We start from the raw sequence: 12,539 nt of genomic DNA, 5'->3' as shown, positions 1-12,539 counted from the left end.
GCGGCTCCCGGTTGTCGTCATCGAAGCCCCGTTTTACCCTCGCCTCTTCCATTACAACAGCGAAAGTTTCTTATGCCTGCCATTAGTGTTCATAATATGAGGTATGGCACGCAATCTCGACATCGCACTGCTGCGCGCATTCGTCTCGGTCGCCGATCATCGCAGCATGACGGCGGCCGGCCATGCGCTGCACCTGACGCAAGGCGCGATCAGTCAGCAGGTCGCACGGCTCGAAACGCTGTCCGGCCCGCTGTTCGTCCGCGAGCATCGCAACCTGCTGCTCACGGCGGCCGGCGAGCGGCTGCTCGAACAGGCGCGCCGGCTGCTCGCCGTACACGATGCGCTGCTCACCGACATGACGGCCGGTACGGTTGAAGGCACCGTTCGTCTCGGTGCGCCGCAGGATCTGGTCGGCACCTGTCTCGCGCCGATCCTGAAGCACTATTCACAGGCGCATCCGCAAGTCGCGCTCACGCTCGTGTGCGCGGCATCGCCGGAACTGCGGCGCGGGCTCACGCAGGGCGACCTCGATGTCGCGCTGATCGAGGCGCCGGTCGGATCGGCGCGCGGCGAGTGCATCGCCGTCGACCGGCTGGTCTGGGTCGGTGCGAAAGGCGGCACCGCTCACCGCAACACGCCGCTGCCGGTGTCGATGGTCGCGCAGACCTGCGCGTTCCGCCCGACCGTGCTCGACGCGCTGCGCGGCTGCGATCGCGCCTGGCGCACCGTGTTCGAGAACGGCAGCTTCGATGCAACGGCCGCGACCGTGCGTTCAGATCTCGCGGTGACCGTCTGGCTCGCGTCCACCGTGCCGGCCGACCTCGACATCCTGCCGGCCGGCAGCGGCCTGCCCGCGCTGCCGAACTTCTCGATCAACCTGCATGTGCCGCGCGGCCAGCGCACGCCGGCCGCGACGGAACTGGCCCGCTACCTGCGCAACGGCTTCGCACGCCTGCGCGCGGCCGCCTAGGCGCTACACGGTGCCCGGCTCCTGCGGTGCGGGCGTCGCGCCGGCTGCCTCCAGCGCCTGATGCAGCGTCGCGAAAATGCACGACGCACCGACGACGTCGGTGATCCCGTGACGATCCATGTCCGCGCGCAGGTAGCGGTTCACGCGCCCGAACAGCACGCCGATCCCGCGCGCGTGCAACGACTTGACGAGGTCGGTCAGCGTCCGCGCGGCCGAATAGTCGACATCGGTGATCGCCCCCGCATCGACGACGAACCAGCGCGGCGGCACCGGCGCCGCGTCGACGAGCTCGGTGATTTCGCCGGCAAACAGATGGTCGTTCGCGAAGAACAGGTCGGAGCCGAACCGGTAGACGATCAGCCCCGGCGCCGTCATCGCGCCGCGCCGCGCGGGCACGGGCTGCCACCGCCCATCGCCCGCGACGGGTTCAAGCACCATCGTGTGCGGCTGGTAGCTGTGGCGCACGTGCCGCATCAGCGACAGCGCAACGGCCAGCAGGATGCCGTGTTCGACGCCGACGGTCACGACGGCCGTGGCCGTCACGAGCGCGAGCGTAAATTCGCCGGGACTTTCCTTGCGGATCGCCGCGAGGCTGCGCACGTTGATCAGCCCGAGCGCGATCGTGAAGACGATGCCGGCCAGCACCGCATGCGGCAGATACTGCAGATAGGTGCTGAAGAACAGCAGCACGACGGCCACGACCGCCGCGAACGCGAGATGGCCGATCTGGCTGCGCACGCCCGCGCCGTCGGCCATCGCCGTCTGCGTCGGGCTGCCGTTGACGACGAACGCGCCGCCGACCGCCGCCGCCGCGTTCGCGGCCGCGAGGCCGAGGATGTCGGCGTTGGTGTCGACGTCTTCGCCGTACTGCTGCGCGAACACGCGCGCGGCGGCCGCGCTCTGCGCGATGATCATCACGAAACACGAGGCGGCGACCGGCACGAGATCGAGAGACTGCTGCCACGTGACGGACGGCCAGCGCAGCGGCGGCAACCCGCCCGCGACGGGCCCGAGCACCGCGATGCCATGTGCGGCGAAGCCGAACATGTCGCTCGCCGCGATGCTTCCCGCGACGACGATCATCGGCATCGGCACGCGCGGCAGGAACCGCTTGCACGCGAGAATCGCGACGACCACGAGCGCCGCGAGCGCGAGCGTCGGCCGGTTCGCGTGGACGAGATGCGTGACGACGTAGTCGAGTTGCGCGAGGCTGCGCGACGCCGGATACGGCACCGCCAGCCCGAGCATGTCGCCGAGCATCGCGATCGACACCTGTACGCCGACGCCGGCGAGAAAGCCGACCAGCACCGTGCGCGACAGGAAATCGGCGAGAAAGCCGAGCTTGAAGATGCGCGCGAGCAGCAGCATCGCGCCGGTCAGCAGCGCGACCATGCCGGCCAGCGCCGCATATTCCGCGCTGCCGGCCGGCGCCATCGACGACAGCCGGCTCGCGAAGATCGTCGCGGTCGCGGAGTCGGCGGCGACGACGAGATGGCGCGATGCGCCAAAGCACGCGAACGCAATGAGCGGCAGGAACACCGTATAAAGACCCGTAACGGCCGGCATCCCGGCGATGCGCGCGTAGCCGAGCACCTGCGGGATATCCATCGAGGCGAGCGAGATGCCCGCGAATACGTCGCGGGTGGCGCCTGCCCGGCGGATCGGAAGGATGCCTTTCAGCAGCCGCACGCCTGACGGGCGGCTTTCGTTGGAATCTTGCATGCGTGAAATGCGTGAGATCGAAGTGACGGGGTTCGCGAAGTCGTTCGCGCATCGTGCTCCGGGCGGGCCTTGCATGGCAAGTGCGCGAGCGCGTCGCGCGTCGCTCACCGTTGGCGAATCGGTCGCACGCCTGCGCGAGCGACGCACCGCCGACACATGCGCCGTTCGCATGATTGCATGGATCGCCGATCACGCGCTTCGACGCGCGAAGGCCCGCCGCCACGGGCTCGCGCCGATCGTCGGCATGCGCGCAATGCCTCCGCGCAACCGGCTTGCACACTGAGTTGCGGTGACGCACGCTCACCTCGCGTCCTCACCACGATGCAGAGGATACCTGTACAAAGGTGAGCCGATTCGGGAGCCGTTCGACACGCCTTCACCACACACGTCCGGAACCCGATGGCACAATCACGGTCCCTTTCATGTGCCCTTCACCGGGCGCGCGCCGCATCGCGGCGCCGATTCAACGCACGAGAAGGCCCCTGTCCGTCCCTATGACCCTGAACGAATCCTGGTTGACGCCGCTCGTCGGCATCCTCATTCTGCTCGCCGCCGCCGGCGCGATCACCGCCGCCGTCCATTTCCTGCTGTTTCGCGTGGTCGCGCGGCTCGCACGGCTGTCCGCCACGCGCGTCGACGACGCGCTGTTCGAGTTCGGCGCATTCAAGTGGCTGAACCGCATCGTCCCGTTCGTCGTGATCAAGCTCGGGCTCGGCGCGGTGCCGGGCATTCCGGAGCGCGCGACGCAGGCCGCCGACAAGGTGCTGTTCGCGCTGATTGTGTTCCTCGTGACGATGACGATCAGCGCAACACTGTCCGCGCTCGAGCACACGCATCGCACCTACCAGCGCGATCAACGCGACCAGCCGCACCTGTCGCTGAAAGGCGCGATGCAGCTCGTCAAGCTCGTGATGTTCATCACGGCGGCACTCGTCGTGATCGGCGATGCGACCGGCAAGCAGATCGGCCTGCTGCTGTCGGGCATCGGCGCGATGTCCGCGGTGCTGATGCTGATCTTCAAGGACACGCTGCTCGGCCTCGTCGCCGGCGTACAACTATCGTCGAACGACATGCTGCGGATCGGCGACTGGATCACGATGCCGTCGGCCGGTGCGGACGGTACCGTCATCGACATCACGCTGAACACCGTCAAGGTCGCGAACTTCGATCACACGATCATCACGGTGCCGACGTGGAAGCTGATCACCGAGAGCTACCAGAACTGGCGCGGGATGACCGAAGCGGGCGGGCGCCGCATCAAGCGCGCGCTGTTCGTCGACGCGACGAGTGTGCGTTTTCTGTCGAACGACGAAATCGAACGGCTCGAACGCCTGACGCTGCTGAAGGACTATCTCGAGGACAAGGTCGACGCGATCGAGCAATGGAACGGCACGCTCGGCGCGGCCGGCGACTGCCCGGCGAACCGCCGCCAGCTGACCAATCTCGGCACGTTCCGCGCGTATGTCGCGAACTACCTGAAGGGGCATCCGCGCATCCGCCGCGACATGACCTGCATGGCGCGGCAGCTGCCGCTCACGGCCGAAGGCATTCCGCTCGAACTGTACTGCTTCACCGATACGACATCGTGGGTCGACTACGAAACCATCCAGTCCGACCTGTTCGATCACCTGATCGCGGTGCTGCCGGAGTTCGGGCTGCGCGTGTACCAGCACCCGTCGGGCTTCGACATGCGGCAGATGGCCGGCGCCGCGCAAGCCGGGCTGCAGGCGCCGCGCGCCGGTTGACGAGCGCCACACGGCGGCCGCCCACCTGCCGCCGCCTGCCGTCGGGCGCGGCCGCATTTACCGCGCCGCACACTCCGACGCGAGCCGTCCGAGCACCTTCAATGCGTCCTCGATCTGCCGCGACCACGGATAGCTGTAGTTGAGCCGGATGAAATGCCGGTAATCGGTGCCCGCCGAAAACATGTGGCCCGGCCCGACCGTGATCCGCTGCGCGAGCGCGAGCGTGTACAGCCTCATCGCGTCGACCTGCTTCGGCAGTTCGACCCACAGCACGTAGCCGCCCTGCGGCTGCGACAGCCGCGTGCCCTCCGGAAAGAAACGCCGCACCATCGCGCTCATCAGGCTCGCCTGTTGCGCGTACTGCTTGCGCATGCGCCGCAGGTGGAAATCGTAGCCGTCGTACTTCAGGTACTCGGCGATCGCCAGTTGCTCGATCGCGGGCGTCGCGAGCGTGTTCAGGAATTTCAGTTTCTCGACCTGGTCGCGATAGCGGCCCGGCATCGCCCAGCCGATCCGGTAGCGCGGCGACAGGCTCTTCGTGAACGATGCGCAATGCAGCACGAGCCCGTCGCGGTCGAACGATTTCAGCGCGCTCGGCGTCGTGTCGCCGAAATGCAGCTCGTGATAGACGTCGCTCTCGATCGCCGGCACGCCGTGCTTCGCCAATAGCTCGACGAGCGCGCGCTTGCGCGCATCGGGCATCTGGAAGCCGAGCGGATTCTGGAAGTTCGGCATCACCATGCACGCGGCGATGCGCTCGCGCTCAAGGATCCGTTCGAGCGCGTCGAGGTCGATGCCGTCGCCCGGGTGGGTCGCGACTTCCAGCGCGCGCATGCCCATCCGCTCGATCGCGTGCAGCATCGCGTAGAACGTCGGCGATTCGACGGCGATCGTGTCGCCCGGCTTCGCGACGGCCTGCAGGCACAGGTTGATCGCCTCGGTCGCACCGATCGTCATCACGATCTCGCCCGGCTCGACCGCGATCCCGCGTTCCGCGTAGCGCCGCGCGATCTGGCGGATCAGTTCCTGGTTACCGGGCGGCAGGTCGTCGATCACGCCCCAGCGCGTACGGCGGCGGCCGATCGCCTGCGCATAGCGCGCGAGGCGCTGCACCGGAAACTGCGATGCGTCGGGATACGGCGAGCCGAGCGGCACGGCGTCGTCGCGCGCGATCGAGCGCAGCGTCGACAGCACGAGCCGGCTCACATCCACGGCCGACGGCTCGGCCGTCGGCGCCGACGTATGCAGCTCGGCCTCGGCCGGCGCCGCCGCGCGTGCACGCACGAAATAGCCCGACTGCGGCCGGCTCTCGATCAGGCCGCGGCTTTCCAGCACGAGGTACGCGCGCAGCACGGTCGTGACGCTGAGCTGCTGCTGCCGGCTCGCCTGCCGCACCGACGGAATCCGCTCGCCCGGCCGGTACACGCCACGCTCGATCTGCGCCTGGAGATCGTCGGCCAGTTGTTCGTAACGCTTCACGCGCCTCCCTTTCAACTTCCCTTCAACAACACAGTTGCGATCCGCACTGTACGAATCGCCGCAACTGTACTCTTTTTTGAAGTGAACAGGTGTACACACAGCCGGACGGGTGCCGCGCGTACTCTGCAGCCATCGACCCCGACACCCGCTGCATCATGAAAAAGAAATCCGCCACCGCGCGCATCGAACCGTACACCCACCCGGCCGCCGGCTGGGGCGCGCTGAAAGCCGTCACGATCAACCTGATCAAGGAAAAGGTCGCCGGCGGCAACTACCGTACGCTGCTGCGCCAGAACCAGCCGGACGGCTTCGACTGCCCCGGCTGCGCGTGGCCCGACCGCCAGCACGCATCGACGTTCGAATTCTGCGAGAACGGCGTGAAGGCGGTGGCCGCCGAAGCGACGAGCAAGCGCGTGACGCCCGAATTCTTCGCCGCGCGCACGGTCACCGAGCTGCTCGAACAGTCGGATTTCGAACTCGAACAGCACGGCCGCCTCACCGACCCGATGGTGTACGACGCGCAAACCGACCGCTACGTGCCGATCGCATGGGACGACGCGTTCGAACTGATCGCGCGCCACCTGCGCGCGCTGCCCGACCCGAACCAGGCCGCGTTCTACACGTCCGGCCGCGCGAGCAACGAAGCGGCGTTCCTGTACCAGTTGCTGGTGCGCCTGTACGGCACGAACAACTTCCCCGACTGCTCGAACATGTGCCACGAGGCGACGAGCCGCGGGCTGCCGGCCTCGGTCGGCGTCGGCAAGGGCACCGTCACGCTCGACGATTTCGAGCACGCGGACACGCTGCTGATCTTCGGCCAGAACCCCGCGACCAACCACCCGCGGATGATGGGCGAGCTGCGCGAATGCGCGAAGCGCGGCGCGACGATCGTCTCGATCAACCCGCTGAAGGAGCGCGGCCTCGAACGCTTCGCCGATCCGCAAAGCCCCATCGAGATGCTGACGATGTCGGGCACGAAGATCGCGTCGACGTTCATCCAGCCGACGATCGGCGGCGATTTCGCGCTGATCAAGGGGATGGCGAAGCGCGTGCTCGAACTCGACGATGCCGCGCGCGCCGCCGGTGCGCCGCGCGTGCTCGACACCGCGTTCATCGGCGAGCACACGGCCGGCTTCGACGCATTCGCCGACGATCTTCGCGCCGAAAGCTGGTCCGCGCTGACCGCCGAAAGCGGCGTGCCGTACGAGCAGATCGACAGCCTCGCGCAGCTCTATGCGCGCAGCGAACGCGTGATCGCGACGTGGGGCATGGGCATCACGCAGCACAAGCATTCGGTCGCGACCGTGCAGATGCTGACCAACCTGATGCTGATGCGCGGCAACATCGGCCGCCCCGGCGCGGGCCTGTGCCCGGTGCGCGGCCACTCGAACGTGCAGGGCAACCGCACGGTCGGCATCGAGGAAAAACCGTCGCAGGCGTTCCTCGACCGCCTCGGCCACGTGTTCGACTTCGAACCGCCGCGCCACCACGGCTACGACGTGGTCGAGACGATCGAAGGGATGCTCGAAGGCCACGTGAAGGTGCTGATCGGCCTCGGCGGCAACTTCGCGATGGCCACGCCCGACACGCCGCGCACGTGGGAAGGCATGCGCCGTTGCGACCTGTCGGTGCACATCACCACCAAGCTGAACCGCAGCCACCTGATCCACGGCCGCGACGCGCTGATCCTGCCGACGCTCGGCCGCACCGAGATCGACCTGCAGGACAACGTCGCGCAAGGCGTGACGGTCGAGGATTCGATGAGCATGGTCCACGTGTCGTACGGGATGAACAAGCCGGCCTCGCCGAACCTGATGTCGGAGCCTGCCATCGTCGCGCACATGGGCCATGCGCTGTTCGGCAGCGGCAAGATCGACTGGCTCGCGTACAAGGACGACTACGCGAAGATCCGCGACGCGATCGAGGCGACGCTCGACGGCTTCTACGACTACAACACGCGCATCGCGCGGCCGGGCGGCTTCCACCTGCGCGTCGCGTCGCGCGACCGCGAATGGCTCACGCCGACGGGCAAGGCGAACTTCATCGCGCACGCATTGCCGACCGACACGCCGATCCAGCGCGCCCGCGCGCTGCACGGCGAACGGCTGATGACGCTGATGACGACGCGCTCGCACGACCAGTACAACACGACCGTCTACGGGCTCGACGACCGCTATCGCGGCGTGTTCGGCCAGCGCCGCGTGGTGTTCGCCAACCGCGACGATCTCGCGATGCTCGGCCTGAAGGCCGGCGAATGGGTCGACATGGAAACCGTGTGGCATGACGGCATCGAGCGGCGCGCCGACGGCTTCCTGCTCGTCGAGTACGACATCCCGCGCGGCTGCATCGGTGCGTACTACCCGGAAACCAACCCGCTCGTGCCACTCGACAGCGTCGGCGACGTGTGCAACACGCCGACGTCGAAGTCAGTGCCCGTGCTGCTGCATCGCGCGGCCGCGCCGGCGTCGATCGCCGCCTGACGGAGCGCGACGATGATCGTTCGTCCGCGCGAGCACTGGCTGCGGATGCTGCTCGTCTGGAACGGCTCGGTGCTGCCGACCATCCTGCCGCAGCTCGTGCTGACGCTCGCGATCAGCCTCGTCGCGGTGTGGGGCGGCGGCCGCGTGCTCGGCGAGAAAGTGCCGCTGAACCCGACGCCGTTCACGCTGATCGGCCTCACGCTGGCGATCTTCGCCGGGTTTCGCAACAACGCGAGCTACGAACGTTACCGCGAGGGCCGGCAACTGTGGGGCGGCGTGCTGACCGCCACACGCACGCTGGTCTCGCAGGCGCTCTGCTACGGCGCGGTCGATCGTGACGATGCTTCGCGACGCGCCTTCGTGCGCACGGTCGTCGCATTCGTCTATGCGCTCAAGCATCAACTGCGCGGCACCGATCCGGCCGCCGACCTGCGCGGGCTGCTCGACGAGGCCACTTATGCGCGCATCGCCGGTTCGCAGTTCCGCCCGGTCGTCATCGTGCACGCGCTGCGCGAAGCATTCGCCGCACGCGCCGATGCGGGCCGCCTCGCGGACACCCGCCTGTGGATGCTCGATGCGCGCCTCGACGATCTCGTGTCGATGGTCAGCGGCTGCGAACGGATCGCATCGACGCCGATCCCGTTTTCATACGACGTGCTGCTGCACCGGACCATTTATGCGTACTGCGTGCTGCTGCCGTTCGGCCTCGTCGACTCGATCGGCGCGGCGACGCCGTTCGTCACGGTGTTCGTCGCCTATACGCTGATCGCGCTCGACGCTATCGCACATGCGATCGCCGAGCCGTTCGGTGACGGACCGAACCATCTCGCGCTCGATGCGATGACACGGCAGATCGAGCGCACGCTGCTCGAACTGAACCGCGAGCCGCTGCCGGCGGAAGTGACACCCGGCCGCGCGTACCGCCTCACCTGAACCGCTCAGTCGCCGCGGCCGCGCAGGAAGCGGCCATGTTCGGCGGCTGCGTCGGCGATCCGCCGCAACAGCACGACGCCACGCAACAACGCGTTCGCGTCGTCGCCGTCGAGAACGGCCGCGCGCCGCCGCAGCACGCGCGCCGCCGCGTCGCAGGTCCGATCGAGCTGCGCGAATTCCGCCCGCGCGACTCGCCCGCGCACCACGGCTACCGCACGGCGTGCGGCCGGCTCGCGCGATGCCAGTCCGGCGAGCGACAGCAGGCTGTCGCCGATTCCCCAGATCGCGAGCAGGTCGCTCATGTCGCGCTCGATCAGCGTCTGCGGCAGGCTGCCTGCAAAGCCGAGTTCGCGCGCGAGACGGTCGGCCGTCCGGCTCAGCCACACGCTCTCCGACCACGCGCGCGGCTCGCGTGCGATACCGGCCAGATCGCGGCGCACCGCACGATGCAACCGCTGCCGGCTCGTGCCGGGATCGCCGGGAAACACCAGCGCGAAGATCAGCGCGCCGAACGCGATGCCGAGCATCGTGGCGAGCGCGCTGTTGAGGAACGCGGCGTCGCCGATGCGCGCGGTATTGTCCGGCGACGTGAAATTCCAGAAGAAGATCGCGAATGCGCTGCCCATCGCGGCCGTGCGCGGATGACGCATCGCGATGCCGTTGGCGACCAGGAACACGCCGAGGATGTACGCGAGCATCTCGAAGCCCGACACCGCGGGCAGCAGGATGAAGTTGCAGATGACGCCCGCGACCGCCGCGCATGCCGTGCCTTTCAGGAAGCCGACGGCCGCACGCACCGAGTTCGGCCGCGTCGAGAACAGCGCGCCGACCACGGCGGTGATCGCGACGAAGCCGGCGCCCGACGGCCACGCGGAAACGATCCAGATCGCCGACGCGGCCAGCACCGCGATGAACGCACGGACACCGTTGTGCCACGCGAGCACCGGATCGTGGTGGAACGCGTAGCGCACGCGCGAACGCGGCGGTTCCGGCCGGTCGAGCAGCGCCTGGCTCGCGAACGCACGGTCGAACCCCGCGAGCAGCGCCGCCAGCCGGTCGAGTGTGAGCAGGCGCGACGTGTCCGGGCTGTGCTGCGCGGCTGCCTCCGCGTGCAGTGCGTCGTCCACACGCGCACGCAGCGCCGCGATCTCGTGCCGCGCATCGCCCGACGCGGCGACATTCTCGAGCACACGCGCGACCTCGTCGACCAGCGGGTCCGTCGCATCGCCGGCGCGCGCCGCATGCTCGCGGATCGCCTGCCCGGCGGCCTGCGCGGTGAGCACGCCCAGCGCCGCCGCGCGCAGATGGCCGATCGCGTTGCGCACCGGCGGTGCGCCTGCCGCCGCATATTCGGCCGCCGTGTCGAGTTCGAACGCATCCGCAAACAGGCGGTGCACGGCCGTCCCGTTCGGCTCGCGCCGTAGCGCGCCCGCGCCGACGGCCACCGCACGGTCGAGATAGCGCGCGAGCCGCGTCCGGACATCGTTCAGCGGCGTGCCCGGCGAGAAAACGGTTTCGAACAGCGCGCCGCACAGGATGCCGACCACCACATACAGGAACCGCGCGACCGCGATGTCGAACGCGTGCAGCGGCGCCGATACCGCATCCATCGCGATGATCGCGGCCGTATAGCCGGCAAGCACCGCCGCATACGCGCGGAAATTCCGCTGGAACGTCGCAACGCCCGCGCACAGCCCGATCCACGCGGCGAGCGCCGGCAGGAACAGCTCGGGCGTTTGCGCGAACGCGCCGGTCAGTGCGAGCGCGACGGCCGCGCCGATCGCGGTGCCGAGAATCCGGTACTGGCTCTTCGACAGCCCCATCCCGCGGCTGCTTTGCGCGACGATCCACACGGTCGACGCGGCCCATTTCGGATCGTCGAGATTCATCCGGAACGCAATGTAGAGCGCGAGCAACGACGCGGCCGTATTGCGCAGTGCGAACGCGAGCGCGCCGGGCGGCAACGTCGGGCGCGCATCGCGCAGCGCGGCCCGGACGGCCGCGAGCGGCGGCACGCTGGGGAAGGCGAATTTCATCCGGCGAGCATACGGTCGCGCGCCGGCCGCCACTACGGGGCGGCGGCGGGATGCGTTATTGCACCGGGCAGGATAATCGGCGCGACCCGCTACGATCCGGCGCGCGACGGTAAGATGCGCGCAGGCCGAACCCTGAAACGCCCTGTATGGACCTCGAAAGCATCCGGATATTCTTGCGCGTGGTGGAACGCGGCAGCTTCACCGCCGCTGCCACGCAACTCGACATGCCGCTCAGTCGCGTGAGCCGCAAGGTCAGGCAGCTCGAGGACGACCTCGGCGTCCAGCTGCTGTACCGCACGACGCGCCGCGTGTCCGTCACCGAAGCCGGGCGCGACTATTACGAGCGCTGCCTGCGCGCCGAGGAAATCCTGCTCGACGCCGACCGCCAGGCGCGCGCGCTGCGCACCGAGCCCGAAGGCACGCTGCGCGTGCTGGTGCCCTACGCGATCGGCCTGCTGGAACTGGAGCCCGCGCTCGCCGAGTTTCGCCGGCGCTACCCGCTGGTCCAGCTCGTGCTGATCTACGACAACAGCGCGCTCGACCTCGTCGAGCACGGCTTCGACGTCGCACTGCGCACGGGCGTGCTGACCGATTCCGGCTATGTCGCGCGCTCGCTCGGCTGGTCGCACGCGAAGCTCGCGGCCAGCCCGCACTATCTCGACCGCGTCGGCCGGCCGCGGACGCCGCAGGATCTCGCCGATCACGACATCCTGTTCGTCGGCCGCGACACGCCCGGCCTGACGCTGCGCCTCACGAACGCGGCCGGCGATGTCGCCGACGTGCCGGTGCGGCCCGTGCTGATCTCGAACGAATCGGTCACGGTGCTGCGCCAGGCGGCGAGCGGCGGCGGCATCGCGCTGATCTCCACGCACTTCACCACGCGGCGGCTTGCGAACAACGAACTCGAAATCGTGCTGCCCGACTGGCACCGCACCGACGACGTCGAGCTGCACGCGCTCTACCCGAGGCGCGCGACGCTCGACAGCAAGGTGCGCGCATTCGTCGAATTCCTGACGGACGTCTTCACCGCGTGGCGGACCGCGCCGTAACCGGCACCGCGCGACCGGTCATCGATGCACGCCGGCTGCATTATTGCGGCGCACGAAAGGAATTAATGAGCGCGCAAGCGTTGATCGACATTCCTCGCATCGTTAGCCTGTGTCCATGAAAAATC

The 12,539-nt window shown here is 68.5% G+C and carries 8 protein-coding genes; 5 read left to right on the top strand and 3 right to left on the bottom strand.

Annotated features, from left to right (window positions below; all coding sequences use genetic code 11):
• Positions 1-103: 103 nt before the first annotated feature.
• Complete coding sequence (locus U5809_RS03260) at positions 104-970, top strand: LysR substrate-binding domain-containing protein (protein ID WP_322085506.1); 867 nt, start codon at positions 104-106, stop codon at positions 968-970.
• 3 nt (positions 971-973) lie between these two features.
• On the opposite strand, the gene U5809_RS03255 is transcribed toward U5809_RS03260, so the two are convergent.
• Entirely contained in the window at positions 974-2,692 is a 1,719-nt protein-coding gene (locus U5809_RS03255) for a SulP family inorganic anion transporter (RefSeq protein WP_322085505.1), read from the bottom strand.
• A gap of 494 nt (positions 2,693-3,186) precedes the next feature.
• Here U5809_RS03255 and U5809_RS03250 point away from each other — a divergent pair, with 494 nt between their 5' ends.
• The gene (locus U5809_RS03250) at positions 3,187-4,437 is read left to right on the top strand and encodes a mechanosensitive ion channel family protein (RefSeq protein ID WP_282509270.1); all 1,251 of its coding nucleotides are present in this window, start codon (positions 3,187-3,189) and stop codon (positions 4,435-4,437) included.
• A 57-nt stretch (positions 4,438-4,494) separates the two neighbouring features.
• On the opposite strand, the gene U5809_RS03245 is transcribed toward U5809_RS03250, so the two are convergent.
• Positions 4,495-5,916: a PLP-dependent aminotransferase family protein gene (locus U5809_RS03245; protein WP_322085504.1), complete on the bottom strand. Its 1,422-nt coding sequence runs from the start codon at positions 5,914-5,916 to the stop codon at positions 4,495-4,497.
• 155 nt (positions 5,917-6,071) lie between these two features.
• On the opposite strand from U5809_RS03245, the gene U5809_RS03240 reads away from it, so the two are divergent.
• Positions 6,072-8,396, top strand: a complete 2,325-nt coding sequence (locus tag U5809_RS03240; RefSeq protein WP_322085503.1) for an FdhF/YdeP family oxidoreductase — start codon at positions 6,072-6,074, stop codon at positions 8,394-8,396.
• Between the two features lie 12 nt (positions 8,397-8,408).
• Positions 8,409-9,329 carry a bestrophin family protein gene (locus U5809_RS03235; protein ID WP_322085502.1) on the top strand — a complete coding sequence of 307 codons (921 nt, stop codon included), beginning with the start codon at positions 8,409-8,411 and terminating at the stop codon, positions 9,327-9,329.
• Positions 9,330-9,334: 5 nt separating this feature from the next.
• Here the strand turns inward: U5809_RS03235 and U5809_RS03230 are convergent, their stop codons facing one another.
• The gene (locus U5809_RS03230; protein WP_322085501.1) at positions 9,335-11,365 is read right to left on the bottom strand and encodes an FUSC family protein; all 2,031 of its coding nucleotides are present in this window, start codon (positions 11,363-11,365) and stop codon (positions 9,335-9,337) included.
• Between the two features lie 146 nt (positions 11,366-11,511).
• Between U5809_RS03230 and U5809_RS03225 the strand changes: the two genes are divergently transcribed.
• A complete protein-coding gene (locus U5809_RS03225) occupies positions 11,512-12,414 on the top strand; it encodes a LysR family transcriptional regulator (protein WP_322085500.1) in 903 nt (300 codons plus the stop codon).
• The last annotated feature ends 125 nt before the right edge of the window (positions 12,415-12,539 follow it).

It is taken from the genome of Burkholderia sp. BCC1999 (assembly GCF_905339975.1).
Classification (GTDB): Bacteria; Pseudomonadota; Gammaproteobacteria; order Burkholderiales; family Burkholderiaceae; genus Burkholderia.
This window is presented reverse-complemented; position numbering and strand designations above follow the sequence as displayed.

Bases quoted from the DNA above. Each gene is read 5' to 3' on its own strand.
- U5809_RS03260 (WP_322085506.1), top strand. From the start codon at position 104: ATGGCACGCAATCTCGACATCGCACTGCTGCGCGCATTCGTCTCGGTC.
- U5809_RS03255 (WP_322085505.1), bottom strand. From the start codon at position 2,692: ATGCAAGATTCCAACGAAAGCCGCCCGTCAGGCGTGCGGCTGCTGAAA.
- U5809_RS03250 (WP_282509270.1), top strand. From the start codon at position 3,187: ATGACCCTGAACGAATCCTGGTTGACGCCGCTCGTCGGCATCCTCATT.
- U5809_RS03240 (WP_322085503.1), top strand. From the start codon at position 6,072: ATGAAAAAGAAATCCGCCACCGCGCGCATCGAACCGTACACCCACCCG.
- U5809_RS03235 (WP_322085502.1), top strand. From the start codon at position 8,409: ATGATCGTTCGTCCGCGCGAGCACTGGCTGCGGATGCTGCTCGTCTGG.
- U5809_RS03230 (WP_322085501.1), bottom strand. From the start codon at position 11,365: ATGAAATTCGCCTTCCCCAGCGTGCCGCCGCTCGCGGCCGTCCGGGCC.
- U5809_RS03225 (WP_322085500.1), top strand. From the start codon at position 11,512: ATGGACCTCGAAAGCATCCGGATATTCTTGCGCGTGGTGGAACGCGGC.